This window comes from Vibrio sp. 10N.239.311.G01, assembly GCF_041465805.1.
Lineage (GTDB): Bacteria > Pseudomonadota > Gammaproteobacteria > Enterobacterales > Vibrionaceae > Vibrio > Vibrio crassostreae_C.
Genome location: NZ_JBFSRM010000024.1, coordinates 41,267 through 67,072, shown reverse-complemented (window position 1 = coordinate 67,072; position 25,806 = coordinate 41,267). Strand labels below are relative to the sequence as shown.

At 45.6% G+C, this 25,806-nt stretch carries 24 protein-coding genes; 1 reads left to right on the top strand and 23 read right to left on the bottom strand.

Annotation, left to right across the window (positions count from 1 at the left end):
- Positions 1-75 precede the first annotated feature (75 nt).
- The 12 genes from nlpD to rlmD form a co-directional block, all read right to left on the bottom strand.
- Positions 76-984 (bottom strand): murein hydrolase activator NlpD, encoded by a 909-nt coding sequence (gene nlpD, locus AB6D06_RS17575; RefSeq protein ID WP_372111183.1) that lies wholly within the window; start codon positions 982-984, stop codon positions 76-78.
- 34 nt (positions 985-1,018) lie between these two features.
- A complete protein-coding gene (locus AB6D06_RS17570; protein ID WP_017059029.1) occupies positions 1,019-1,645 on the bottom strand; it encodes a protein-L-isoaspartate(D-aspartate) O-methyltransferase in 627 nt (208 codons plus the stop codon).
- Positions 1,646-2,389 carry a 5'/3'-nucleotidase SurE gene (gene surE, locus AB6D06_RS17565; protein WP_372111180.1) on the bottom strand — a complete coding sequence of 248 codons (744 nt, stop codon included), beginning with the start codon at positions 2,387-2,389 and terminating at the stop codon, positions 1,646-1,648.
- Between the two features lie 81 nt (positions 2,390-2,470).
- Positions 2,471-3,517 (bottom strand): tRNA pseudouridine(13) synthase TruD, encoded by a 1,047-nt coding sequence (gene truD, locus AB6D06_RS17560; protein ID WP_017067357.1) that lies wholly within the window; start codon positions 3,515-3,517, stop codon positions 2,471-2,473.
- Positions 3,518-3,539: 22 nt separating this feature from the next.
- Positions 3,540-4,019, bottom strand: coding sequence for a 2-C-methyl-D-erythritol 2,4-cyclodiphosphate synthase (ispF, locus tag AB6D06_RS17555; RefSeq protein WP_017067356.1), 480 nt, complete (start codon positions 4,017-4,019; stop codon positions 3,540-3,542).
- 2 nt (positions 4,020-4,021) lie between these two features.
- Complete coding sequence (gene ispD / locus AB6D06_RS17550) at positions 4,022-4,723, bottom strand: 2-C-methyl-D-erythritol 4-phosphate cytidylyltransferase (protein ID WP_017067355.1); 702 nt, start codon at positions 4,721-4,723, stop codon at positions 4,022-4,024.
- On the bottom strand, positions 4,723-5,004 hold the full coding sequence (gene ftsB / locus AB6D06_RS17545) for a cell division protein FtsB (protein WP_010435786.1): 282 nt from the start codon (positions 5,002-5,004) through the stop codon (positions 4,723-4,725). Before ftsB ends, ispD begins: the two co-directional genes overlap by 1 nt.
- Positions 5,005-5,405: 401 nt before the next feature.
- On the bottom strand, positions 5,406-6,704 hold the full coding sequence (eno, locus tag AB6D06_RS17540) for a phosphopyruvate hydratase (protein WP_017059033.1): 1,299 nt from the start codon (positions 6,702-6,704) through the stop codon (positions 5,406-5,408).
- An 81-nt stretch (positions 6,705-6,785) separates the two neighbouring features.
- Complete coding sequence (locus tag AB6D06_RS17535) at positions 6,786-8,426, bottom strand: CTP synthase (RefSeq protein WP_017063214.1); 1,641 nt, start codon at positions 8,424-8,426, stop codon at positions 6,786-6,788.
- A 150-nt stretch (positions 8,427-8,576) separates the two neighbouring features.
- Positions 8,577-9,374 carry a nucleoside triphosphate pyrophosphohydrolase gene (gene mazG, locus AB6D06_RS17530; protein ID WP_017068693.1) on the bottom strand — a complete coding sequence of 266 codons (798 nt, stop codon included), beginning with the start codon at positions 9,372-9,374 and terminating at the stop codon, positions 8,577-8,579.
- 210 nt (positions 9,375-9,584) lie between these two features.
- Positions 9,585-11,807 carry a GTP diphosphokinase gene (relA, locus tag AB6D06_RS17525; protein ID WP_372051307.1) on the bottom strand — a complete coding sequence of 741 codons (2,223 nt, stop codon included), beginning with the start codon at positions 11,805-11,807 and terminating at the stop codon, positions 9,585-9,587.
- Between the two features lie 135 nt (positions 11,808-11,942).
- Entirely contained in the window at positions 11,943-13,262 is a 1,320-nt protein-coding gene (gene rlmD / locus AB6D06_RS17520; RefSeq protein ID WP_017068695.1) for a 23S rRNA (uracil(1939)-C(5))-methyltransferase RlmD, read from the bottom strand.
- A gap of 165 nt (positions 13,263-13,427) precedes the next feature.
- Between rlmD and barA the strand changes: the two genes are divergently transcribed.
- Positions 13,428-16,241 (top strand): two-component sensor histidine kinase BarA, encoded by a 2,814-nt coding sequence (gene barA / locus AB6D06_RS17515; RefSeq protein ID WP_017067822.1) that lies wholly within the window; start codon positions 13,428-13,430, stop codon positions 16,239-16,241.
- Between the two features lie 125 nt (positions 16,242-16,366).
- On the opposite strand, the gene acpS is transcribed toward barA, so the two are convergent.
- The 11 genes from acpS to rpoE form a co-directional block, all read right to left on the bottom strand.
- Complete coding sequence (gene acpS / locus AB6D06_RS17510) at positions 16,367-16,747, bottom strand: holo-ACP synthase (RefSeq protein ID WP_017059039.1); 381 nt, start codon at positions 16,745-16,747, stop codon at positions 16,367-16,369.
- Positions 16,748-16,816: 69 nt separating this feature from the next.
- Positions 16,817-17,554, bottom strand: coding sequence for a pyridoxine 5'-phosphate synthase (pdxJ, locus tag AB6D06_RS17505; RefSeq protein ID WP_017059040.1), 738 nt, complete (start codon positions 17,552-17,554; stop codon positions 16,817-16,819).
- Complete coding sequence (gene recO / locus AB6D06_RS17500; RefSeq protein WP_372111172.1) at positions 17,551-18,279, bottom strand: DNA repair protein RecO; 729 nt, start codon at positions 18,277-18,279, stop codon at positions 17,551-17,553. Before recO ends, pdxJ begins: the two co-directional genes overlap by 4 nt.
- A 102-nt stretch (positions 18,280-18,381) precedes the next feature.
- On the bottom strand, positions 18,382-19,353 hold the full coding sequence (gene era / locus AB6D06_RS17495) for a GTPase Era (RefSeq protein WP_017059042.1): 972 nt from the start codon (positions 19,351-19,353) through the stop codon (positions 18,382-18,384).
- Positions 19,346-20,023, bottom strand: coding sequence for a ribonuclease III (rnc, locus tag AB6D06_RS17490; protein ID WP_017066012.1), 678 nt, complete (start codon positions 20,021-20,023; stop codon positions 19,346-19,348). Before rnc ends, era begins: the two co-directional genes overlap by 8 nt.
- Positions 20,024-20,049: 26 nt before the next feature.
- The gene (gene lepB / locus AB6D06_RS17485) at positions 20,050-20,946 is read right to left on the bottom strand and encodes a signal peptidase I (RefSeq protein WP_010435756.1); all 897 of its coding nucleotides are present in this window, start codon (positions 20,944-20,946) and stop codon (positions 20,050-20,052) included.
- A gap of 245 nt (positions 20,947-21,191) precedes the next feature.
- A complete protein-coding gene (gene lepA, locus AB6D06_RS17480) occupies positions 21,192-22,985 on the bottom strand; it encodes a translation elongation factor 4 (RefSeq protein ID WP_017059045.1) in 1,794 nt (597 codons plus the stop codon).
- 137 nt (positions 22,986-23,122) lie between these two features.
- Entirely contained in the window at positions 23,123-23,593 is a 471-nt protein-coding gene (locus AB6D06_RS17475) for a SoxR reducing system RseC family protein (RefSeq protein ID WP_017059046.1), read from the bottom strand.
- Positions 23,590-24,552, bottom strand: coding sequence for a sigma-E factor regulatory protein RseB (gene rseB, locus AB6D06_RS17470; protein ID WP_065584110.1), 963 nt, complete (start codon positions 24,550-24,552; stop codon positions 23,590-23,592). Before rseB ends, AB6D06_RS17475 begins: the two co-directional genes overlap by 4 nt.
- On the bottom strand, positions 24,549-25,172 hold the full coding sequence (locus AB6D06_RS17465) for a sigma-E factor negative regulatory protein (protein ID WP_017063205.1): 624 nt from the start codon (positions 25,170-25,172) through the stop codon (positions 24,549-24,551). Before AB6D06_RS17465 ends, rseB begins: the two co-directional genes overlap by 4 nt.
- Before the next feature lie 26 nt (positions 25,173-25,198).
- Positions 25,199-25,777 carry an RNA polymerase sigma factor RpoE gene (gene rpoE / locus AB6D06_RS17460; RefSeq protein ID WP_008223963.1) on the bottom strand — a complete coding sequence of 193 codons (579 nt, stop codon included), beginning with the start codon at positions 25,775-25,777 and terminating at the stop codon, positions 25,199-25,201.
- Between the last annotated feature and the right edge of the window lie 29 nt (positions 25,778-25,806).

Below are 25,806 nucleotides of genomic sequence, written 5' to 3'. Positions count from 1 at the left end.
GCATGACATTACAACTTCATATGTCGCTAAATGACTATGTCACTCCATACAATACGTAATTTTTGCATATTGTATTTAAGGTAAATATCGTTTTGGATTAACGGACTTACCTTGGTAACGAATCTCAAAGTGCAGCCTAACACTGCTGGCTCCAGAGCTTCCCATTGTTGCAATCTTCTGCCCTGGTTTCACACTTTGCCCTTCAGATACTAATAGTCGGTCGTTGTGCGCGTATGCACTTAAGTAATTATCATTGTGCTTCACAATCACTAGATTGCCGTAGCCTCGTAGTGCATTACCCGAATAAACAACCGTTCCCCCTGCAGTAGATACTATTGGCTGACCTCGCTGTCCTGCTATGTCTATGCCTTTATTTCCTTGTTCGCCTACAGAGAAACTCTTGATTACTCTCCCTTTAGTTGGCCATAACCATTTGGATACTTTATCACTTGTTGGTTTGGTGGGCGGTGTAACATTCTGTTTACCTTTAGAACCAACATACTCCTTTGATTTGGATTGTTCAACCTTCTTTGGTGGATCTTTTTTCACCACTTTGGTGGTAGTTTGAGCTGGAGCCGGTTTAGAGTTTTTGCTCGGTTGCGATGTGGTTTTAGGTTTACTTGCCGCAGATGACGTTGTCGATGCCGCGACAGGCGCTGCTGCTGCCGCTACCGTTGATTTACCATACGCTGGCGCATTGTAGCTAGGACGCCACAACTTAAGCTTCTGCCCGGGGTGGATAGTGTAAGGAGCAGACAACTTGTTATAACCGATGAGGTCTTTAACGTCTTTATTGGTGACATAAGCAATGAAGTAAAGGGTATCGCCTTTTTTAACTTCATAGTAACTGCCACGATAACTACCACGATCAATCGATGAGTAATTCTTGTTTAGGTTTGAAACCGGCGCAGGCGAATTCGCTGCACACCCAACAAGGGCACAGCTAAGCAGTAAAGTACTTCCTTTTAACAACTTCGAACGCATCGACTCTCTATCCACCTACACCATTAGTCTTTTATTAAGCTAGCTCACCAGGAACAAGAGGTACAAATCTCACCATCTCGATAACACTCGATAAAAACTCATCGCCGTGTCGAACGATCTTCAATAGTTGCTGTTCGTCATCACCGACTGGAATCAGTAAACGACCGCCATCTTTCAGCTGTTGCAGAAGCGCTTGAGGAATCGACTCTGCAGCGGCGGTGACAATAATCGCATCAAAAGGGGCTTTTGAAGACCAACCTTGCCAACCATCACCGTGCTTAGTTGAGATATTGTAGAAATCGAGTTGCTTCAACCTACGCTTGGCATCCCATTGTAGCGACTTTATTCTTTCAACCGAATACACATGATCAACAAGTTGAGCCAATACCGCAGTTTGGTAACCAGAACCCGTTCCGATCTCCAAGACACGGCTATCTTGTTGTAATTCAAGTAGCTCTGTCATTTTAGCAACAATGTATGGCTGTGAGATTGTCTGACCCTGACCGATAGGCAGCGCATTATTATCATAGGCTTGGTGATACATCGCCTGTGATAAAAAGCTCTCTCTCGGCAGTTGGTAAATCGCATCAAGAACCTTTTGATCCTGAATACCATTTTCAATCAGGAAAGTAATTAAACGCTCAGCTTGCGGATTACTCACTTACTTCTCCCCTAACCATGTTGCCATCGCACCCAACGACTCATGCGCCGTCAGATCAACCTGCAACGGTGTTACCGACACAAAGCCATGCTCAATCGCGTAAAAATCGGTACCTTCACCGGCATCTTGCTCTTTACCCGGAGGGCCAAGCCAATAGATATCGTGACCACGCGGGTCTTTTTGCTTGATCATATCTTCAGCGTGATGACGAGCACCTAAGCGCGTCACCTGAATACCAGACAATTGTTCTAAGGCTAAATCAGGAACGTTTACGTTCAACAAGCGGTTGGTCGGGATTGGGTTTGCTAAATGTTGTTCGACAATACGACGAGCAATCGCTGCCGCTGTCTTAAAATGTTTTTTTCCCACCAGAGAAAACGCTACCGATTGAACGCCTAGAAAATGCCCTTCCATTGCTGCAGCCACCGTGCCGGAATAAAGCACGTCATCACCCAGGTTAGCACCGTGATTAATGCCCGTTAATACCAGATCAGGCATGTCATTCTTTAGCAGTTCGTTTAACGCAAAATGCACACAGTCGGTCGGTGTTCCTTGTACCGAATAGGTATTTTCAGTAATTTCTTGAACGCGCAAAGGTTGTTCTAAAGTTAATGAATTTGAAGCACCTGAGCGATTTCGGTCAGGTGCCACAATGATAACTTCAGCAAGATCACGTAATTCATTTGCTAGCTCATGAATACCTTGAGCGTGCACACCATCATCATTGCTGAGTAAAATCTTCATCTTGTATCCTTTCTTTTGTTCCCATGCTAAGCCAAGTCACTTAAATTCCAATATCAAGTGACTCAGCTCCAAGCAGAATCGTTATTGCTCGTAGGTTCTCTCTACGTGTACTTCTTCAACCAATTCGCGAACGATCGCTGTTGCGAAACAACCCGCATCAAGAGAGAACTTAAGCGTGACATTATCTTCGTTCACTTCCCAAGTTAAGTCTGTTGGTTTCAGTGACGCTTCACGGCGATCATGACGCATACGGTTACCACGAATCAGAGCCATTAGATCCGGTTCAGCATCAAGGTGTTTCTGTTCTAGAGCTTGAGACTCATCAATCGTTGGTAAGGCATTATCGCCAGCCAAAGCAACAGTTATCAAAGCAGAACCGTTCGCAATGTCTTGGTTTACAGCTTCAATGTTGTCTGCTGTTACTGCCAGTTGAGCACCGTCTTTCACCACGATATCGCCAACCAATGCTGATGCAAACGCATCTTGCTCAATACGGTCTGAAAGGATCAGGTTGTAAATCCACGAACGAGCAGCAGAAAGGTACAAGCTGCGCTTATTCTGGTTACGAGTACGAACGTTATCGCGGCCCCAACGACGAGCTTCAGATAGGTTGTTACCTTCATTGCCAAAACGCTGAGCACCAAAGTAGTTTGGCACGCCCACTTGAGCGACTTTTTCCAAACGCTTGACCACATCATCGCAATCCGTTACTTCAGACAAGGTCAACTCAAATTGGTTGCCAACTAAATCGCCTGGACGTAACTTTTTGTTGTGTCGCGCTGTCGCTAAGATTTCAATGCTTGGGTACTGTGCTAAGAACCCTGAAAAGTCAGGCTCACCTTTTGGTAGGTGTACACTCAACCACTGCTCTGTCACAGCGTGGCGGTCTTTCAAACCCGCCCAGCTCACGTCTTTCGACTTAACACCGCAAGCTTTAGCCAGTTCATTGGCCACGAAGCTCGTGTTCTCACCCGTTTTACGGATGCGAACCATGAGATGCTCGCCTTCGCCGGTAAATTCAAAACCCAAGTCTTCATTAACGACAAAGTGTTCGGCTTTTGCTTTTAGTTTTGCTTTCGCAGTTGGTTTACCGTTTAGATAAGCCAATGAAGATAAAATATCTGACATGCTGTTCTTTTCGTGTTGGTGCTTACGCACTTTTGGTAATTAGGACCACCGCTTCACATGCGATGCCCTCTTTGCGACCTGTAAAACCTAAACGCTCTGTGGTCGTCGCTTTTACATTCACATTACTGATGCTGGTTTCTAAGTCTTGTGCAATAGCTTGGCACATAGAGTCTATATGAGGCGCCATTTTTGGTGCTTGCGCCATGATAGTAATATCGGCATTACCAATCACGTAGCCTTGCTCTTTTACTCGACGATAAACATCTTTCAGTAGCTCACGGCTATCCGCACCTTTCCATTCGTCATCGGTATCAGGGAAATGACGACCAATATCACCCGCAGCAATCGCACCCAATAGAGCGTCACATAACGCATGTAGGGCAACATCACCGTCTGAGTGTGCAATAAGACCTTGTTCATAAGGGACGCTCACGCCACCAATAATTACCGGGCCTTCACCACCAAACTTATGTACATCAAAGCCATGGCCAATACGAATCATCATTATTCCTTATTCTGACTTAAATAGAACTCAGCGAGCGCTAAATCTTCTGGCTGAGTAATCTTAAAATTATCTGAACGCCCAGCCACTAAAGCGGGCGATAAACCTTTCCATTCAAAGGCTGAGGCTTCATCAGTAATTGAAGCGCCTTGTTGCAACGCCTCACTTAATGCCTTCCACAGAGGCTTTGCTCTGAACATTTGCGGCGTAAGTGCATGCCATAAATCGGCACGCTCAACGGTATGCTCGATCTGCCCTTGGGCACCGCGCTTCATCGTGTCACGAACTGGAGCCGCTAAAATAGCGCCCACATCATGGCTCATCGCGCCGGAAATTAGCTTGTCGATATCACTTAGCTGAACACACGGCCTTGCCGCATCGTGAACCATTACCCAATCACTAAGCTGCTGCTCAGCGATATAGTTTAGCGCAGAGAGTACAGAGTCCGCTCGCTCGCTTCCGCCTGACACTCTGATCACTTGCGGGTTCAGGTTGAGTGCTAGATCAGGGTAGTATGGGTCATCATCGCTGATCGCAACGACAATTTGAGCGACTTGTGGGTGAGACAGTAATTTCTCAATGGTGTGCTCTAAAATTGTTTTGCCGTGAATCTTGAGATATTGCTTAGGGCGGTCTGCCTTCATTCGGCTACCGACGCCCGCCGCAGGTACAACGGCAATCACGCTTTGAAGTTGAGTCGACATTAATGGGATTCCTCACCAATGATGCGATAAAACGTTTCACCTTCTTTGACCATTCCAAGTTCATGACGTGCGCGTTCTTCTATCGCGTCTAAGCCTTGGCGTAGATCGTCAATTTCAGCAAACATTTCTGCATTTCGAATATGCAGCTTTTCATTTACTTGCTGTTGAACTTGGATTTCGTTGTTCACACCGTAGTAATCAGAGATACCATTTTTACCGAGCCACAGTGTGTGTTGTAGCCAGCCAAACACTATGAGCAGTACTAAAGCAAAAATTCGCATAACACCTTTCGCCGGTTGAAAAAGAAGGAACTAGAATAAGGCACATATATACCATAATGAGCTTATTGGTGCGAGATATGTGGTGTCAGGGAATCAATAAGTCGGGGAGTCATTGTCAGGAAAACAATGAGATTCCCTACTCCTTCCTTCGTCAGTCTAGGGAATGACGAACTTTATATGTGACAAGGAGGAGCTTTAGAGCCTAGAGCTTCTTTCATTCAGTTTTCTACAGACAAAAAAATGCCCCGCATAAGCGAGGCATTCAAAAGTATTAGTGCATAATTCTAACTAGTTGGTGCTGTAGCAAGGCAACAAAGAAGATTCAGCTATGGAGCATAGTTTCCTATGTGACTTAGTGAATCTTCTGCAGTTAACGCAGCTACAGTGCCAAATAGGACGAATTATTGACCTTTAACTTCTTTAAGACCGTTGTAAGGAGCTTTAGAACCTAGAGCTTCTTCGATACGGATAAGTTGGTTGTACTTAGCAACACGGTCAGAACGGCTCATAGAACCAGTTTTGATTTGACCTGCAGCTGTACCTACCGCTAGATCAGCGATAGTTGCATCTTCAGTTTCGCCAGAACGGTGAGAGATTACTGCAGTGTAGCCAGCGTCTTTAGCCATCTTGATAGCAGCTAGAGTCTCTGTTAGAGAACCGATTTGGTTGAACTTGATAAGGATAGAGTTAGCTACGCCTTTCTCGATACCTTCAGCAAGAATCTTAGTGTTTGTAACGAACAGATCGTCACCAACGATTTGAAGCTTGTCGCCTAGAAGTTCAGTTTGGTGCTTGAAGCCATCCCAATCTGACTCGTCAAGACCGTCTTCAATAGAAACGATTGGGAAGTTGTTCGCTAGCTCAGCTAGGTAGTGGTTGAACTCTTCAGAAGTGAAAGTTTTACCTTCGCCCTTCATGTTGTAGATACCAGCTTCTTTGTCGAAGAACTCAGATGCTGCACAGTCCATAGCAAGAGTAACGTCTTTACCTAGTTCGTAACCAGCAGCTGCAACAGCTTCTGCGATAACTTCTAGAGCTTCAGCGTTAGACTTAAGGTTAGGAGCGAAACCACCTTCATCACCAACTGCAGTGCTGTAGCCTTTAGACTTAAGAACTTTAGCTAGGTTGTGGAATACTTCAGCGCCGATACGTAGACCTTCTTTAAGAGTTTTAGCGCCAACTGGTTGGATCATGAACTCTTGGATGTCAACGTTGTTATCTGCGTGCTCACCACCGTTGATGATGTTCATCATTGGTAGAGGCATAGAGAACTGACCAGCAGTACCGTTTAGCTCAGCGATGTGCTCGTATAGAGGCATGCCTTTCGCAGCAGCAGCAGCTTTTGCGTTAGCTAGAGATACAGCTAGGATAGCGTTCGCGCCGAACTTAGACTTGTTATCAGTACCGTCTAGGTCAAGCATGATTTGGTCAACGTCAGCTTGTGCTTTAGCGTCAGTACCAACTAGAGCTTCAGCGATTGGGCCGTTTACAGCTTCAATAGCTTTAAGAACACCTTTACCTAGGAAACGTGATTTGTCGCCGTCACGTAGCTCAAGAGCTTCGCGAGAACCAGTAGATGCGCCAGATGGAGCAGCAGCCATACCTACGAAACCGCCTTCTAGGTGTACTTCAGCTTCTACAGTTGGGTTACCACGTGAATCGATGATTTCACGACCTAGAACTTTAACGATCTTAGACATTGAATGTTTCCTTCTCGTTGAATATATAAATGTCAAATTTAAAGGTAGCAGCACAACTTACGCAGCTACCTGTATTCCTTTTTACTTCTCTAACTCGCCGCGCTGGAACTCACCAGCCGCTTTAACGAAACCTGCAAACAATGGGTGACCATCGCGAGGTGTTGAAGTGAACTCTGGGTGGAATTGAGCAGCAACGAACCATGGGTGATTCGGGTTCTCAATAACTTCAACCAGTTTCTTGTCCGCAGATAGACCCGATACTTTTAGGCCCGCTTTTTCGATTTGTGGACGAAGATTGTTGTTCACTTCGTAACGGTGACGGTGACGTTCATGGATCGTCGCGCTACCGTATAATTCGTAAGCTTTCGTCCCTTTCGCTAGGTGACAAAGCTGTGAACCAAGACGCATTGTGCCGCCAAGGTCAGATGTTTCTGTACGCTCTTCAACTTTACCTTCGCCATCAGTCCACTCAGTGATAAGACCAACAACTGGGTACTTAGTTTCAGTACAGAATTCAGAAGAGTGTGCCCCTTCCATTTTCGCAACGTTACGAGCGTACTCGATAAGTGCTACTTGCATACCTAGACAGATACCTAAGTACGGTACTTTGTTTTCACGAGCGTATTGAGCAGCAAGAATCTTACCTTCAACACCACGATCACCAAAACCACCAGGAACTAGGATTGCATCTAGGCCTTCTAAAACCTCTACGCCACGAGACTCAACATCTTGTGAATCTACGTATTTAATATTAACGCTTAGGCGGTTTTTCAAGCCTGCGTGTTTTAGCGCTTCATTTACTGATTTGTATGCGTCTGGCAGTTCAATGTACTTACCAACCATACCAATCGTCACTTCACCCGTTGGGTTAGCTTCTTCGTAAATTACTTGTTCCCATTCAGACAGATCTGCTTCTGGAGCTGTGATGCCGAAACGCTTACATACAAGTTCATCAGTGCCTTGAGCTTTAATAAGCTGAGGGATCTTGTAGATAGAGTCAACATCGCGCATAGAAATAACTGCATTTTCTTGCACATTACAGAACAGAGCAATTTTCTTACGCTCGTTCGAAGGAATGTTGCGGTCTGAACGACAAACTAGGATGTCTGGCTGAATACCAATAGACAGTAGCTCTTTTACAGAGTGTTGCGTTGGCTTAGTTTTCACTTCGCCCGCAGCTGCTAGGTATGGCACTAGAGTAAGGTGCATGAACATTGCGCGTTCACGGCCTAGTTCTACTGCTAGCTGACGAATCGCTTCCATGAATGGTAGAGATTCGATATCACCAACCGTACCACCAACTTCAACGATCGCGATATCGTGGCCAGCTGCGCCAGAAATAACACGCTCTTTGATAGAGTTAGTGATGTGTGGGATAACCTGAATTGTTGCACCTAGGTAATCACCGCGACGCTCTTTAGCGAGTACGTCTGAGTAAACACGACCTGCAGTGAAGTTGTTACGCTTAGTCATCTTGGTGCGAATGAATCGCTCATAGTGACCAAGGTCAAGGTCTGTTTCAGCGCCATCTTCCGTAACGAACACTTCACCGTGCTGAGTCGGGCTCATAGTGCCTGGATCAACGTTGATGTAAGGGTCAAGCTTCATCATAGTCACTTTAAGACCACGAGCTTCTAAAATAGCCGCAAGAGATGCTGCAGCAATACCTTTACCTAGAGAGGATACAACCCCGCCAGTAACAAAAATGTAATTTGTCGTCATGTTTAACCTGAAATTGGTTGAATGAGGGAAATGGACTACTTCTGGACGGGATGAAAATATACCAGAAGCCCCTTATCGCCACAACGTGAAATCTATCACACTGCTATTTTTTATTTTTTGCTTCAAATCAATTCATGATAAAAGCTTTGGTTATCTTTTCTCCGCCACTTTGACTTCACCCCACATGGAATCAAGCTGTTGTAGTGAAAAATCGGTCAAATTTTTACCTTGCTGACGAACTTTTTGTTCCACCCCTTTAAAGCGACGCGAAAACTTGAGATTGGCTTTATTGAGTGCCGATTCTGGGTTTTTACCTAAATGTCGTACCAAGTTAACGGTCGCGAACAGTAAATCCCCCAGCTCTTCTTCAACCAATTCTTCGTTTGGCGTCACTTGAAGTGCTTCTTCTAGCACCTCGTCCACTTCCTCTAATACCTTATTGGCGACTGGGCCAATTGAGTCCCAATCAAAGCCATATTTCGCGACCTGCTTTTGAATTTTTGTAGCACGCGAAAGCGCAGGTAGAGAGTTTGGTATTGAGTCTAGAATACTTTCTTGAGTTTTGCCTGCTTGTGCTTTTTCTTTGGCTTTTTCCGCTTCCCAATTGGCATTGATTTCTTCATCACTGGCAAACTCAGTATCAGAGAACACATGCGGGTGACGGCGTGTTAGCTTTTCGTTAATGCCATCAACCACATCAGAGAACTCAAACAACCCCTGTTCTTTCGCTAACTGGCTATAGAAGATCACCTGAAACAACAAGTCACCCAACTCTTCTTGTAGGTTCGGCCAATCTTTGTTGTGAATCGCGTCCACCACCTCATAGGTTTCTTCGATAGTATGCGGCACAATTGTTTCAAAATTTTGTTTCAAATCCCAAGGACAGCCACCTTCTGGATCGCGCAGCTTAGTCATAATCTGTTCAAGTTGTTCAATCGGGTGATTCATCGTTTTCTTCCTATTCACTGTCTTTGATTTTTAAATTTATAACGTCTTCTAAAACTAAAAAAGGCGAGCAGCCAAAACCACTCACCTTTCTATTCTTTCCGTCATCCCCAAGAGCGAAGAATGAGCGAGTTGGGGATCTCAAATCGCTTTACGAGATTCCCTATCACGTTCGTCCCTCACTGTAGGGAATGATGTGGATAGTATTTTGGCCTACCCCAACCTTTTGACTGACATAACATCTTTGATTTGTTCTACTCGGCTGGTAACGCGACTCAGAATTTCAATATTGGTCACTTCCAAATCGAAATCCATTACCGATAGCTGACGCTTGTAGTCGATGCGGCTCTTCATTGTGGTCACGCTGATCTTTTCATTCGAGAACAGTGAGGTGATGTCTTTCAACAAGCCATTACGTTCTAGCGCTTCAACACGCAGCGTTAGGATGTATGAACCGACAAAGCCATTACCCCAAACGGTATCAATGATACGTTCTGGCGCATGCACGCTTAGCTCGCCTAGCTGTTCACAGTCAGCGCGGTGCACTGAGATACCACGACCTTGAGTGATGTAACCTTTAATCACATCACCTGGGATTGGCTGACAGCAACGCGCTAGGTGCGTCATTAGGTTATCAACGCCCTCAACCACTACCGCATCTTTCTTCGGACGACTCTGTTGTGCCGGCTTGTTTTCCGACTCAAGCAGTTTCTCTAGCGCTTTCTTGTCTTCTTCTTCCGCCGTTGGCTTATTCACTAGCGCATTGATGTGATTAACCACTTGGTTAATACGCAAGTCGCCACTACCAATACCTGCATAGAGTTCGTCTGGCGTATTCACGTTAAAGCGTTTTAGTGCGTATTGATCAGCATCTTTTAGGGTTGCGCCTACTTTCGCTAGCTCAACTTCCAGGATATCACGACCCGCTTCTAGGTTTTTCTCACGGCTTTGTGCGCGGAACCAAGCGTTGATTTTCGCTCGAGCTCGACCAGAATGAACAAAACCTGTGGTTGGATTTAACCAGTCACGAGATGGGTTCGGCTCTTTCTGCGTGATGATCTCAACTTGATCGCCCATCGATAGTTTATGAGTGAACGGTACGATACGCCCCGCTACTTTGGCACCGATACAGCGGTGTCCGACCATCGAGTGGATGTGGTAGGCGAAATCCAACGGGGTTGCGCCCATTGGTAAGTCGACCACGTCACCACGTGGAGTAAATGCGTATACACGGTCATCGAAGACTTGGCTACGTACCTCATCCAGCATCTCGCCAGAGTCCGACATCTCTTCTTGCCAGTCGATAAGTTTACGCAACCAAGTGATTTTCTCATCGTAGCCACTACGGCCGCTTGAAGCTCCTTCTTTGTACTTCCAGTGCGCCGCCACACCAAGCTCAGAGTCTTCGTGCATTTGCTTAGTACGGATCTGAATCTCAATGGTCTTGCCTTCAGGGCCAAGTACTACGGTATGAATCGACTGGTAACCATTTGGCTTAGGGTTCGCCACATAGTCATCGAATTCACTTGGTAGATGTTTGTATTTGGTATGAACCACACCTAAGCCGGCATAGCAGTCTTGAAGCTGGTCGGCGATGATACGTACCGCTCGTACGTCAAAAAGCTCATCGAAGGCTAAGCCTTTCTTCTGCATTTTGCGCCAGATACTGTAGATGTGTTTTGGTCGACCGCTGACTTCAGCATTGATGCTTGAACGGTTCATTTCCGCCGTTAAGTCATCAACGAAGTCTTTAATGTATTGTTCACGTACGATACGACGTTCAGACAGCTGTTTCGCAATCTGCTTGTAGGTATCTGGTTGTTGGTAGCGGAATGCGTAATCTTCGATTTCCCACTTAAGTTGGCCGATACCTAAACGGTTAGCCAGTGGTGCATAGATGTTAGAACATTCTTTTGCTGCCGCACGACGCACAGCATCAGGTGCCTTTTTCACCTCAATAAGGTTACAGATTCGCTCCGCTAGCTTGATGACTACGCAACGGAAGTCATCAACCATTGCTAATAGCATGCGACGAACGTTATCGACTTGACCCGAGGCTGCACTGCCTTCAAGGGTCACGTTTAGCTGGCCCAAGGCCGCCATTTCTTCAACGCCGTCAATCAGCTTAACGATTTCTTTGCCGTAGCTTTCTTCGAAGGCTTCGCGTTCAAAAACACCACTTGATACCACTGGGAAGAGTTGTGCTGCGACTAATGTTGCACGATCCATCGACAGCGTGACCAAGATTTCAATCATCTCGCGTCCACGCCATAGCAAGAGTGATGCTTGCTCGTGATCTTTTAATAGCTCTTCACAGTGACGATAAACTTTGTTCAGTTTATTCGAGGTTTTTGCGTCTTGCTTTAATGACGCAATCCAACTTTCTAGCTCAAACTGTTCGCTTGGGTTTAAATGTGCGCTTCGTACCGCAACCATCGTGCCTTCCTAGTTATTCTGTTTTATACCCAATTCAATATGACTAACTGGTTCCAAGTTAGTTCGACCATATTGATATCAGCGCAGGTGTCCCTGCGCCTTTGTCATTCATTTTTAAGCCTTATTTACGGGCCTTTAAGCCTTGATAAAGAGAGCCATCGATTCTAGATGACTGGTGTGTGGGAACATGTCCAACATACCCAGTTTGGCTAATTGATAGCCTTGTTTTTCTAAGCTCTCAGAATCTCTAGCTAGAGTAGCAGGATTACACGAAACATAAACCACACGCTTCGCTCCTAACGCTGAAATTTGATCAACGATCCCACTCGCTCCCGCACGTGCCGGGTCAAGCAATACTTTATCGAATTTCTCTTTTGCCCAAGGCTGTGAAGATAAGTCTTCTTCAAGGTTAGCTTGGTAAAATTCTGTATTGCTTAACTGGTTTAACGCTGCATTAGATGCGGCTTGCTGAACCATTTCATCAACGCCTTCTACACCAACCACAAACGCCGATTGTTGCGCGATAGGCAGACTAAAGTTACCGAGACCACAAAACAGGTCTAGCACTCGCTCATCCGCTTGAGGCTCTAGCCACTCAATCGCTTGAGCCACCATCTGCTGATTCACTTTCTGGTTTACTTGGATAAAGTGGTTTGGCTCAAACGGTAACGTCACGCCAGTTTCGCTGTAAGAAGGTGTATCGCCGACTAAGCGAACCAACTTATCGGTTTCAGGCATCGAATACAGCGTAGCGCCTTCTTCTTTTGCTAACGCAATCAGCGCTTGCTCATCTTTTTCAACCAGAGGCTTAAGGTGACGTAGCACCATAACAGGGCCAGTATCGCCCAACACCAATTCAACGTGTCCTAAAGACGTAAGGCTGTTGAAAGTGTTCAGTAAATTTTTCAGTTTTGGCAGCAACACATTAAGGCGAGGATCAAGCACGGCACAGTCGGTGATGTTTTCAATCTGCTTACTCTGCTTCTTACGGAAACCGAATTGAAGCTGTTGTGTCTTCTTATCAACAAATAGGCTGATACGTGCGCGACGTCGATAACCGGTTTCATCACCGACAATAGGTTGTGCAACTTCAGTGTTCGCCGTTTGGTATTGGCTCATCAGGTGCGTCAGAGATTGCGATTTATGCTCAACCTGAGAAGAGTAACCTAGGTGTTGAAGGTGACAGCCACCACACTGATTAAAGTGCTTACAAAACGGCTTTAAACGCTGCTCGCTCGGCTTCAATAACTTGATGAGTTTAGCTCGCGAAAACTTACTTTTGCTCTCAGTAAGTTGAATAACCACCTGCTCACCGGGCAATGCGCCATCAATGAAAACCGGTTTATTCTTTTGATAAGCGATGCCAGCGCCATTGTGATCCATTCGTTCAACCAAAACCGATTGATGCTTGGTCTCGAGTTGAGTTTTCTTTTTTGGTTGGAAAAAACGTGCCATTGCTTGTGCCTAATGTATCTTTTAATAAGTAATTGGTATCCAGGACTCACTATTATGTCTTGGAATCATTGTCGAACGTCACGGCTTTGATTAAGCTTACCGTTCACTTAACCGCCATTGTGTGCGTTATTTTCCCATATCCAGACCTCGATGTAATTAAAGAACATGACCAGATATGGCTTAAGAGCCCGTGTAATTACCTTAACTCTAGCTCCAACCCTGATTATTGGGTTGCTATTGAGTGCATTTTTCTCATTTAACCGCTATCAAGACCTTGAAGGTCAAGTGGTTAACACTGGTACTAGCATCATTGAGCCACTTGCGATTGCGAGTGAATCAGGCATGAAGCTCGAAAGTCGAGAGTCTGTTCGTCAGCTTATTAGCTATGCGCATCGAAAGAATTCTAAGCTAGTGCGCAGTATCGCGGTGTTTGATGAGCGTCATGAGTTGTTTGTAACCTCAAACTTCCACCCCGATTTTGAAAGCCTGACCTACCCCAAAGATAAACCGATCCCGCATTTAAGCTCATCGAACCTTCTCGATAATACGCTGATCCTGCGGACACCTATCATCGCCGAAGGCCAGTACATCAATTCAGCCAACGGTCAGTCTCAAGCTAATCAAGCGATCGGCTACATTGCGATTGAATTAGATCTTTCATCACTTCGATTGCAGCAATATCAAGAAGTGTTCTCTGCATTCTTAGTGTTGATTCTCGGGCTTGGTTTATCGGGTGTGTTTGCGTTCCGCTTAATGCACGATGTCACTCAACCGATCACACACATGAAAAACATGGTCGACCGAATTCGTCGAGGTCACCTAGATGTGCGTATCGAAGGTAAGATGCATGGTGAGCTAGACTCGCTGAAAAACGGTATCAATGCGATGGCGGTATCGCTATCAGAGTATCACGTCGAGATGCAGCACAGTATCGACCAGGCCACATCAGATTTGCGTGAAACTCTTGAACAGCTTGAGATTCAAAACGTTGAGTTAGACATCGCGAAGAAACGCGCTCAAGAAGCGGCTCGTGTTAAGTCTGAGTTCTTAGCGAATATGTCTCACGAATTGAGAACGCCGCTGAACGGTGTGATTGGCTTTACTCGTCAAATGCTCAAGACTCACCTATCGAACAGTCAAACCGATTACCTGCAAACCATTGAACGCTCGGCAAACAACCTGCTTAGCATCATCAACGATATCTTGGACTTCTCGAAACTTGAAGCCGGTAAATTAGCCCTAGAGAACATCCCATTTGAATTCCAAGCTAGCCTTGAAGAGGTAGTAAACCTTCAAGCAACCAACGCTCATGAGAAAGGCCTAGAACTGACACTGAAGATCGACCCTAAAGTACCGCCAGGTGTGGTGGGCGATCCACTGCGTATTCAGCAGATCCTAACCAACCTTGTTGGTAACTCAATCAAGTTTACCGAACGCGGCAACATTGATATCAGCGTTGAGCTTCGCTCACAAAGTGAAGACAACATCGAGCTGCAATTCATGGTTCGCGATACGGGTATTGGTATTTCTGAGCGTCAACAAGCTCAGCTTTTCCAAGCTTTCAGCCAAGCCGATGCAAGTATCTCTCGTCGTTACGGCGGTACAGGCTTAGGTCTGGTTATCACCCAAAAACTGGTCAGCCAAATGGGCGGAGAGATCAGCCTAACCAGTCGTCTTCACCAAGGCTCTACCTTCTGGTTCACCTTGAGACTATCAACGACTGATATGCCGATGACAGAGCTGATTGAGACGCAGTGTCTGCAAGACAAACAACTGCTGCTTATCGAGCCAAACATGCAAGCGGCATCGATTACTCAGCAAATCCTAACCCAAGAAGGCTTAGTGGTAACGTATCGTTCGGTGATGCCAGATGAGACGACCTCGTATGACTACGTTCTGCTTAACCTAGCCGCCAACCAAGAGTATCAATTTGATACTGTGAGTGGTTGGGCGATCGGTGCGAAGAAGATTGCTCAAAACGTGATTATTGGTACACCAAGTACCGAGCTAGCGTTGGGTGAGCAACTAATGAAAGAGGTCGATGTTCAGTGCATCACCAAGCCTCTTTCTCGTAAGAAGTTGCTGCAAACTCTGGTATCGAATCAGGCACCTACCTTGATTGCACCAGCGATTGAAACGCATTCTGAAGAGAAGTTACCGCTTACTGTGATGGCAGTAGACGACAACCCAGCCAACCTTAAGTTGATTACCGCGCTGCTTAAAGAGCGTGTAGAAACCGTCATCAGTTGTACCAGTGGTCAGCAGGCGATAGACAAAGCGACAGAGACGCCATTTGATATCATCTTCATGGATATTCAAATGCCACAGATGGACGGTGTAACCGCTTGTCAGAACATCAAAAAACTGGCGAACAATGCGAATACACCTGTAATTGCCGTGACCGCACATGCAATGATTGGCGAACGAGATCGACTGCTTGAAGCGGGCATGGATGACTACCTAACCAAACCTATTGAAGAGCATGTTTTACAGCAGGTTCTGATTCATTGGAGCTCGACCTCTGAGGTTGAGCACATCGAAAAAATAGATCCAGACCACCCAGCGGTCTCTGCTGAAGTCGACAACGGTCCGGTGTCAGAAACTGAAGCCAGCGTGCACACAAACATCATCATTGATTGGCAAGCTGCGATGAAACAAGCCGCCAATAAAGAAGACCTCGCACGCGATATGCTGCAAATGCTCGTCGACTTTATTCCAGAGGTGTATGAGGCAGCAGACAAAGCGATAGAAGACAGTGACTATCCAGTTGAAGAGCTGATACACATCATTCACAAGATGCATGGCAGCAGCTCGTACAGCGGCGTACCAAGGCTAAAATCGGTATGTGCGACAATAGAGAAAGAGCTGCGTTCAGGTACTTCTGTTGAAGACATTGAACCTGAGCTTTTCGAGCTTCAGGATGAATTAGATAAGGTTCAAGCAACCGCGATTCACTACTTGAAACAGGCGAAGGCCTAGCGGGTACTTGTTACTCACTAGTATTCTTTAGAGGGTTTACCCGCCAATAAAAAAGCAGAGCTCATGAGCTCTGCTTTTTTCTGTCTAGAGCCAAGAGCACTAGATATAAAGTCGCGATAATCTGTTTACGATTCGAGTAACACCGTTGCCACAGCGTAGTGACGCTCATCCGAGATAGTCAGATGAATCGATGTTGTGCCATTCGCCTCTGCGATTTCACGCGCTTTCTTGTGTAAGCTCAATACTGGCTTACCATGCTCATCGTTTGAAATCTCAAAGTCGTGGAAGGTAACACCCAGCGCAATCCCCGTACCTAACGCCTTAGATGCAGCTTCTTTAGCAGCAAAACGTTTTGCAAGGTAACGGCCTTTTTGCTTCAACTGTTGGAATACTTCAAACTCAGAATCCGTCAAAATACGCTGAGCAAAAGCGTCGCCACTTCGCGACAGCGCCTTCTCGACACGTTCGATTTCTGCGATATCTGTACCTAATCCAACAACTGCCATGTTTCCTCTACTACTTAACTTCTGTCTAATGATTAACTGTACATCGCTTAGTGCCGACGACTTGCCGAACTAAGCGTTGTTACGTGCTGTTTCCATGATTGCTTTCATGTCTGCAACGGCTTTGTTTAAGCCATCAAACACTGCACGTCCCATGATCGAGTGACCGATGTTCAGCTCGTAGATCTCTGGAAGTGCCGCAATCGGTGCTACGTTGTGGTAAGTCAGACCATGACCCGCATTGACTGTGATACCTAAGTCATCTGCATAGCTTGCGCCTGCTGCGATCTTCTTAAGCTCGTCTTGTTGATCTTCTTCTGTCTTAGCATCAGCATAGTGACCCGTGTGCAGTTCAATGAACGGTGCGCCACACGCTTTTGCAGCATCGATTTGCTCACGGTCAGCATCGATAAACAGAGATACCTTGATACCTGCTGCAGACAGTTTTTGTGTCGCCGCTTTGATCTTCTCTAGTTGACCAACTACGTCCAAGCCACCTTCAGTGGTTAGCTCTTCACGTTTTTCAGGAACCAGACAAACAAACTCAGGATTAGTATCGAGTGCAATTTGAACCATCTCGTCCGTTACGGCCATCTCCAAGTTCATGCGAGTTTGAAGTGTTTCAGCCAGAATACGCACATCGCGATCAACGATGTGACGACGGTCTTCACGCAGGTGAATAGTAATGCCATCTGCACCAGCACGTTCAGCGATTTCAGCTGCGTGTACTGGATCTGGGTATTTAGTACCACGTGCATTACGTAGTGTTGCAATATGGTCGATATTAACGCCTAAAAGGATTGAGCTCATTTTCCAATACTCCGTGCTCTGGAGAGGGCTATTGTTGGCATAAATAGCTCTCTACTTTTTAATGGTTTGCCGCCAAGATACGGCTTTAAGGCTATGCGTGTAAAGCGTTTTGCCGCTTTTAACTGCTCTTTAGTGATAAACCTACGTTCGCTGATTGCAATAAGTTCATCGCCCATAAAAGTCAGGTTATCTCGACGTACTGAAGCGATGAAACCTATCTGCTCTCGATAGCGATAAGTCATGCTCGGATCAATCGCTTCGCCAGTGCCCGCGCAGTGTAAAAAGTCGACGCCGTAACCCATAGCAGATAATAGAGCCAGCTCAAAGCGACGCAGTGCTGGCTCAGGATTATCATTATGCGCCAGCTCTGTTAAAGCATGAAGATAGTCGTGAAAAAGTGCAGGCATCGGTACTTCCGCCATCAATACCCGACCGATAAGCTCGTTCACGTACATGCCTGAATACAGATTAATACCGGCGAGAGGGAGCCCCAAGCTGATGGGTTCAGCTTGGCGTAAGGTTTTCATCGAACCATTACCAGACCACTTAAGCAATAGCGGCGTAAAAGGTTGTAATGCACCTTTCAAATTGGAACGCTTGCTGCGAGCGCCTTTAGACATCAACGTCACCCGACCGAACTCTTCGCTGAAGACGTCCAAGATCAGGCTCGACTCACTGTATGGTCGACGGTGCAACACAAAGCATCGCTGTAACCCTTCGCTCAATCACTTACCCTTATTACAGATACAAAAAGAGAGAGTTCGCACTCTCTCTTGGATTTATCTTCAGTTCAACTTTCTTAATCTCAGAAAGTGACGTTCAATATATTATAGATCGTCGATGTAGCCTAACGAGCGAAGTGCACGCTCATCATCAGCCCAGCCAGATTTAACCTTGACCCAAGTCTCTAGGTAAACCTTACGGCCGAATAGCTCTTCCATATCGATACGTGCTTCACGACCAATCGTTTTGATCTTCTCGCCCGCTTTACCAATCACCATTTTCTTCTGGCCTGTACGCTCAACAAGAATCAGTGCATTGATGTGGAAGCCATCGTTATCTGGGTTGTAATCGAAACGTTCGATTTCAACCGTTACCGAGTAAGGTAGCTCGTCACCCGTAAAGCGCATCAGCTTTTCACGGATAATTTCAGAGGCCATAAAACGTTGCGAGCGATCAGTCACGTATTCTTCAGGGAAGTGGTGTGTCGCTTTAGGTAAATGTTCACGTACGTGCTTACGCAGTACATCAATATTTTTACCTTGCTTCGCTGAGATTGGCACTACATCAATGAAGTCCATCTTCTTAGAGACTTCCATCATGTGCTGCATCACGTTAGTACGGTCTTGAACGTTATCTACTTTGTTGATGCAAAGTACAACTGGGAAGTCAGTCTTCTTCAGTTTGTTCAGAACCATCTCATCGTCGTCAGTCCAGTGAGTACCATCGACAAGGAAGAATACTAGGTTTACATCACTCAATGAGCTGTTCGCCGCACGGTTCATCAAGCGGTTGATGGCACGCTTTTCTTCAATATGAAGTCCAGGAGTATCAACAAAGATCGCTTGGTAATCACCCTCAGTTTCAACGCCCATAATACGGTGACGTGTCGTCTGTGGTTTACGTGATGTAATAGAAATCTTCTGACCCAGAATATGGTTCAGAAGCGTCGACTTACCTACATTTGGGCGACCGACAATAGCGATGAAGCCACAGTGTTGGTTTTCCGGTAGGCCTGTTTTTTTGCTATCAGATGAAAAGAATGCATCGATATCGAAATCTTGGTTGTTATCAGACATTGCTTAGTTGCTCTAATGCTGTTTCAGCAGCCGCTTGTTCTGCCTTGCGGCGGCTAGTGCCTTTACCGATAACAGGTTTATCCACACCTGCCACTTCACACTCAACCGTAAACTCTTGGTTGTGTGCTTCACCTTTAATATTAGTCACTGTGTAGACAGGTAGAGGATTTCTTCGACCTTGCAAAAACTCTTGTAGGCGAGTTTTCGGATCTTTTTGAGATACTCCAGGCTGAATAGCATCTAGGCGAGATTGGTACCAGCTTAAAATAATGCCGCGAACCGTCTCGGTATCACTATCTAAATAGACAGCGCCGATGACCGCTTCAACCGCATCCGCTAGAATAGAATCACGACGGAAACCGCCACTCTTCAACTCACCTGGACCTAATTTTAAGTAATCTCCTAGTTCGAATTCACGACCTAGTTCTGCCAATGTATGACCACGTACTAATGTTGCGCGCATGCGGCTCATATCACCTTCGTTTACCTTAGGAAAACGGTGGTAAAGATCATCAGCGATAACAAAACTTAAAATTGAATCGCCCAGAAACTCAAGACGTTCGTTATGTTTACCTGCGGCGCTGCGGTGAGTCAGCGCCAAGTGGATAAGATCGGCATCATTAAACTGATAGCCAATCTTTCTCTCTAGTTTATCAATTGGAGAATTCATGCTCTCTCGATGTGTTATGTGATCGATTAATGAATCCCACCGATGCGATTAAAACGCACACCAGTAGGAATCCATGTTGGAAGTATACTGTCTGAACCGCGTTCGAATTCGAAGCTGATCCAAATAGCAACAGCCTTACCAACAAGGTTTGCTTCAGGGACAAAGCCCCAGTAACGGCTATCGGCACTGTTGTCACGGTTATCACCCATCACAAAGTACTGGCCTTCTGGAACGACCCATTCATTAACTCCATTGCGAGGCTGATATGCTTGCACACGATCACGACGTAATGGGTTAACTAAAATCTGGTGCTCTACGTCTCCAAGCTGTTCGTTCAGCTGAATCAGAGGCACACCATCTTGAATAAATTGACTTTCTTCAACGTTACTTAGTTTCACTGGTTCACAGCTACTTGTACCCTTCGCCTGAATACAGATCTCTTTACGACTGCTGTAGCGAATCGTATCACCTGGCATACCGACAACACGCTTAATGTAGTCAATGTTCGGCTGAGGTGGATACTTAAATACGATTGAGTCACCGCGTTCTGGCTTGCCTGTTTCTACCAATTGAGTGCGCCATACTGGGTCTTTTAGACCGTACGCGTACTTCTCTACCAAGATGAAATCACCAACCAAAAGGGTTGGCATCATCGAGCCAGAAGGGATTTGAAACGGTTCATAGATGAATGAACGCAAGATCAAAACAAATGCAATTACCGGGAAAATGGACACACTGTTCTCAACCCACCAAGGCTGAGCCGTAACTTTTGCGCTGGTTTCAGCGTCTAGGCCATTCGATTGTGCTTCAACGTCAGCAAGTTTTTGCTGGCGTTTCTTCGCCCACACAAACTTTTCCAACGCCCATACAATGCCGGTCACTAGAGTTACGATCACTAAAATAAGCGAAAATGTATTAGCCATTGATATCCCTTAAATTTCATTTCTTTAAAAATAACGAAAGTGAAAGAGTATAACCCTTTCACTCTGCTTAATATTTCTAATCTGTATCAATCATGCTGACTAAATGCTGGGGAGATTACGCAGGAAAAATCGTTTAGTTCGAGGCGCAAAGTGCAGTGACTAGCGGGCCTAATTGCAATCTTTGCAACAAAGAAATAAACGATTTTAACCAGTAATGTTCAGCAGATAGTTAGTGCGATTGATACCTAGTCTTTGCCAACATGAAGGATTGCAAGGAAAGCTTCTTGAGGCAGTTCAACGTTACCGATCTGCTTCATACGCTTCTTACCTTCTTTTTGTTTCTTAAGAAGTTTCTTCTTACGACTGATATCACCACCGTAACATTTTGCGATTACGTTCTTACGCAGTTGTTTCACTGTAGAACGAGCAATGATGTGGTTACCAATCGCTGCTTGAATCGCGATATCGAACATCTGACGAGGGATGAATTCTTTCATCTTCTCTACCAGTAGACGACCACGAGACTGAGCAATATCTTTGTGCGTAATGATAGCTAGTGCATCAACTGTTTCGCCATTCAGCAGTACGTCTACACGTACCATGTTTGATGGCTCGTAACGTTGGAAGTTGTAATCCAATGATGCATAGCCGCGAGACGTTGACTTCAGACGGTCGAAGAAGTCTAGAACTACTTCTGCCATAGGAAGATCGTACGTCACAGCAACTTGGTTACCGTGGTAGACCATGTCTACTTGTACGCCACGCTTCTCAACACACAGTGTGATTACGTTACCTAGGTAATCCGAAGGTACCAGAATATTACAGCGTGCAATTGGCTCACGAATTTCTTCTAGGTCATTAACCGCTGGCAGTTTAGCCGGGCTATCAACGTAAAGAACCGTTTTATCTGTTTTTACAACTTCATACACTACTGTTGGAGCAGTTGTGATTAGGTCTAGGTCGTATTCACGCTCTAGACGCTCTTGGATGATCTCCATGTGAAGCATTCCTAAGAAGCCACAACGGAAACCAAAACCAAGTGCTGCTGAACTTTCTGGTTCAAAGAACAGTGATGCATCGTTCAGGCTTAATTTGCCTAACGCGTCACGGAAGTTTTCGTAGTCATCAGATGATACAGGGAATAGACCAGCGTATACCTGAGGCTTCACTTTTTGGAAACCAGGTAGACGTTCAGTGCTGCCGCCTTTTGCAAGCGTCAACGTATCACCAACTGGTGCACCTAGGATGTCTTTAATACCACAAACAACCCAACCTACTTCGCCAGTATTTAGCTCTGTAGTATCGATTTGCTTAGGCGTGAAGATACCTAGACGGTCAACACCCCATACTTGGTCTGTCGACATTACTTTGATCTTATCGTTCTTCTTCAGCTTACCGTTTTTGATACGAACCAAAGAAACTACGCCAAGGTAGTTATCGAACCAAGAGTCAATGATCAACGCTTGTAGAGGCGCTTCAGGATCACCTTCCGGTGGCGGGATTGCCGTCACGATGTTTTCTAGAACATCATCAACACCCAAACCTGTTTTCGCAGAACAGCGAGTCGCTTCCATCGCATCGATGCCAACGATCTCTTCGATTTCTTCAGCAACACGTTCTGGTTCAGCAGCTGGTAGGTCAATCTTGTTCAAGATTGGCACTACTTCCAGTTCCATTTCGATTGCTGTGTAACAGTTTGCTAGAGTTTGTGCTTCAACCCCTTGGCCAGCATCCACTACAAGTAGTGCGCCTTCACAAGCCGCTAGAGAACGAGATACTTCGTAAGAGAAGTCTACGTGTCCAGGAGTGTCGATAAAGTTAAGTTGGTAAGTTTCACCATCTTTAGCTTTGTAATCTAAAGTCACACTCTGCGCTTTAATTGTAATACCACGCTCGCGTTCTATATCCATAGAATCGAGGACTTGAGCTGCCATCTCACGTTCACTTAATCCTCCACAAACTTGGATTAAGCGGTCAGAAAGGGTCGACTTACCGTGGTCGATGTGGGCGATAATCGAAAAATTACGAATGTGCTTCATAGGCTTGGTGTGACTAAACTCTTTGAATAGGGATAATAAGAAAGCCGCGACGCGTCCAATCTACAGTCAGCATTGGTGGCGGCATTTCAATCAAGTTGGCAGATTCTACCCAATTTAAGGGCAAGAAGCATCATAAATTAGACGAGAGACTCACCTAGGATTCGAATCAAGACGACTTCTTGCTTGGATTTGTCTTCCATGGGTTTGGCTAACCGCTTCGCTAAGGCAATCCCACCAGCAGTAAACAGTGCTGCACTTAAGATAACAATGCCCTCGCCGCCCTGGAGTAAGGGTTGTAACAAGAGTTGCCCAAAACCAGCACCAATCATCAACATAAAAAGTGGGATGAGATAAACAATCGCCGCCGACTGAAGTAGGCTTTTTTCTGGAAAGCCAATTTCTACGATTTGTCCAGCTTTGACTAAGCTTTTGGTTTTAAGCTGCCAAAACAAAGATTTATTGCCAACAGCCTTGGTCACAATACCCGTACCGCAGTTTTTTTGAGAAGAACAGCTGCTACAACTGGTTTGTTGTTCGCAGCTCAATTGAACAAAGTATTGCTTACCTTTTTGTTCAACCGAGCTAACGGTCGCCAGCGCGGTCATCATTGCGCTTGTACCGATTTATTAAATGTAACTGACTGAGCAATACGTTTTGCAGTTGCCGGCGGAATGTCACCAACCACAGAGATCTCTTTATCGCCAATCACTAAGCTGTGCAAGGTTCTACGCCCTTGACGCACCAGCTGCCCTTTCAATGAATGCTCATCTTTTTCCGCGATATAAACCGAAAAGTTAAACAGTCCATCACTGAAAAGCTGACTTTCAACCATTTTATCGGTCGCAGCCATTTGATAGCGGCTAAGCTCTTTTGATTTAAACCCTTCAGGAATCCACGACGCTTGCCAGTTAGTTTCACTCACTAAGCCTTCCGGTAATGATAAAACTTTCGGCAATTGAGCTTGGCTCAAGCCACCCATAGCCTCAGCAATCTTATCGTTCACCACGTAAGAGATAGTGCGGTACTGTTCAAGCACTTCGCCATCACGATCCAAAAGGTCGGCACGCAAAGGAAGATTCGTTTTTTCGTCTACCCAAACCACGTAAGAGTAGCGAAGGCCATCTTTCGGCACGACACGCAGCACTTGAGTGGTGCTACCTGCTTCACGAGAGCGACCAACTTTCACAAAGTCGTAGTACTGATTCAGAGATTCGATATCTCGATTAATCATCGGAATAACAGGCGCAACCATGCTGCCTGACTGAATCGTAAATGGCTCTGTACCCGGCTCGATGTAGCTAACTTCGTTGCCACGTCGAATGACTTCACGAACAGGGCCGCTTAGATAAACAAGGTGTGCAAGTTGTTGGTCGTCGTTAACCGCATGGCGATAAACAAGAGGCTCAATACTGCTCTTCTTTATCAAAATGTAGGAGAGTTCGTAATTTAGATGCTGACTGGCCTCGTTCATTTGATGCAACAAGTCCTTTGCAGTGGTTTCCTCTGCAAAGGCTGTTGGAGACATCAAGCTGAACAGTGTCAGTGCACTGACCAGGATTTTCTTCATTCAATGTCCGATTCTAGATGTGCATCTTGCATTGGCGATGCATCACTGTTTAATCTTAGCTGCAGCTCATAATCTTCTAACAATGCATGAACGCGTTTGCGCTGCTCTTGCAAGTTAGCTTCAGATGCTGGTTTCTCAACAGAGTCACGCGTTAAACTTACTGGTTCCGCAGAACCGGCAAATGGAATCGTCTGGAGTACAGGCAACTGCTCTGGTGCTGCAGGGTCGCTACCACCATATTGTTGAACACCTAATACAACGGCTAATGAAACACACGCTGCCACGGCAACTTGTCCAAACTGTTGTAACCACGCCGGAAGCTGACGCTTCGCTTGCTGAGGTTTAGGTTGCTCTTCAATTGGAGCAACAGTAGGTTCAACATTCACTTGGTGCAGGTTCGACATTGAACCATGTGCAGGCTCGTTCTCAAGCGCTGCCGCTACACTATTAGCAATGTTCCACTCTGGAGTTTCTGGCGAATCCCCACGCATAACATCACCAATTAAATGGTAACTCTGCCAAGTATCCATGCTTTCTTGATCAGATTCTAGATCTACAATGAGAGCTTTATCGATCGTTTCACCATCCATGAGTGCCGAAAGCTTTTCTTTATCAGCCATTATTTTCACCATAATTATTACAAGTTCTAGCGTTGCAAAAGAGGTTTGATTTTCTTTTCCACCGCTTCACGAGCTCGGAAAATACGCGAACGTACGGTTCCTACAGGGCAATCCATTACTTCTGCAATCTCTTCGTAGCTCAAACCTTCGAGCTCTCGCAACGTCATTGCAGTTTTTAAGTCTTCTGGTAGCGCTTCAATCGCTCCAAAAACAACTTGTTTCAATTCTTTAGACAGCGTTAAGTTCTCAGGGTTCGATATTTCTTTTAACGCGCTGCCTGTTTCGTAATATTCTGCATCTTCTGCATCTACATCGGTTGCTGGCGGCCTACGGCTTTGGGCAACGATATGATTTTTAGCGGTGTTCACGGCAATTCGGTATAACCATGTATAGAAGGCACTCTCGCCACGAAAGTTAGGTATCGCGCGGTAAGCTTTAATAAAAGCTTCTTGTGCTACATCAGGTACATCACCGGAATTATTCACGTATCGAGAGATAAGATTACAAACTTTGTTTTGATACTTAACCACTAGTAAGTTAAATGCCTGCTTATCTCCACTCTGAACTCGCTCAATCAACACTTGATCGGTTAGCTGCTCGTTCATTCGAGCGGGTACTCCTATTGTTATAACCC

What these genes read in the sequence shown, in the direction of transcription:
- ispD (WP_017067355.1), bottom strand. Translation starts at nt 4,723, where the DNA reads ATGTCGACTCAACTTCAAAGCGTGATTGCCGTTGTACCTGCGGCGGGC.
- acpS (WP_017059039.1), bottom strand. Translation starts at nt 16,747, where the DNA reads ATGGCAGTTGTTGGATTAGGTACAGATATCGCAGAAATCGAACGTGTC.
- lepB (WP_010435756.1), bottom strand. Translation starts at nt 20,946, where the DNA reads ATGGCTAATACATTTTCGCTTATTTTAGTGATCGTAACTCTAGTGACC.
- ispF (WP_017067356.1), bottom strand. Translation starts at nt 4,019, where the DNA reads ATGATTCGTATTGGCCATGGCTTTGATGTACATAAGTTTGGTGGTGAA.
- truD (WP_017067357.1), bottom strand. Translation starts at nt 3,517, where the DNA reads ATGTCAGATATTTTATCTTCATTGGCTTATCTAAACGGTAAACCAACT.
- rnc (WP_017066012.1), bottom strand. Translation starts at nt 20,023, where the DNA reads ATGAATTCTCCAATTGATAAACTAGAGAGAAAGATTGGCTATCAGTTT.
- surE (WP_372111180.1), bottom strand. Translation starts at nt 2,389, where the DNA reads ATGAAGATTTTACTCAGCAATGATGATGGTGTGCACGCTCAAGGTATT.
- era (WP_017059042.1), bottom strand. Translation starts at nt 19,353, where the DNA reads ATGTCTGATAACAACCAAGATTTCGATATCGATGCATTCTTTTCATCT.
- AB6D06_RS17535 (WP_017063214.1), bottom strand. Translation starts at nt 8,426, where the DNA reads ATGACGACAAATTACATTTTTGTTACTGGCGGGGTTGTATCCTCTCTA.
- pdxJ (WP_017059040.1), bottom strand. Translation starts at nt 17,554, where the DNA reads ATGAGCTCAATCCTTTTAGGCGTTAATATCGACCATATTGCAACACTA.
- AB6D06_RS17465 (WP_017063205.1), bottom strand. Translation starts at nt 25,172, where the DNA reads ATGGCTGATAAAGAAAAGCTTTCGGCACTCATGGATGGTGAAACGATC.
- rlmD (WP_017068695.1), bottom strand. Translation starts at nt 13,262, where the DNA reads ATGGCACGTTTTTTCCAACCAAAAAAGAAAACTCAACTCGAGACCAAG.
- eno (WP_017059033.1), bottom strand. Translation starts at nt 6,704, where the DNA reads ATGTCTAAGATCGTTAAAGTTCTAGGTCGTGAAATCATCGATTCACGT.
- nlpD (WP_372111183.1), bottom strand. Translation starts at nt 984, where the DNA reads ATGCGTTCGAAGTTGTTAAAAGGAAGTACTTTACTGCTTAGCTGTGCC.
- relA (WP_372051307.1), bottom strand. Translation starts at nt 11,807, where the DNA reads ATGGTTGCGGTACGAAGCGCACATTTAAACCCAAGCGAACAGTTTGAG.
- ftsB (WP_010435786.1), bottom strand. Translation starts at nt 5,004, where the DNA reads ATGCGAATTTTTGCTTTAGTACTGCTCATAGTGTTTGGCTGGCTACAA.
- mazG (WP_017068693.1), bottom strand. Translation starts at nt 9,374, where the DNA reads ATGAATCACCCGATTGAACAACTTGAACAGATTATGACTAAGCTGCGC.
- rseB (WP_065584110.1), bottom strand. Translation starts at nt 24,552, where the DNA reads ATGAAGAAAATCCTGGTCAGTGCACTGACACTGTTCAGCTTGATGTCT.
- lepA (WP_017059045.1), bottom strand. Translation starts at nt 22,985, where the DNA reads ATGAAGCACATTCGTAATTTTTCGATTATCGCCCACATCGACCACGGT.
- barA (WP_017067822.1), top strand. Translation starts at nt 13,428, where the DNA reads ATGACCAGATATGGCTTAAGAGCCCGTGTAATTACCTTAACTCTAGCT.
- AB6D06_RS17475 (WP_017059046.1), bottom strand. Translation starts at nt 23,593, where the DNA reads ATGATGACCGCGCTGGCGACCGTTAGCTCGGTTGAACAAAAAGGTAAG.
- rpoE (WP_008223963.1), bottom strand. Translation starts at nt 25,777, where the DNA reads ATGAACGAGCAGCTAACCGATCAAGTGTTGATTGAGCGAGTTCAGAGT.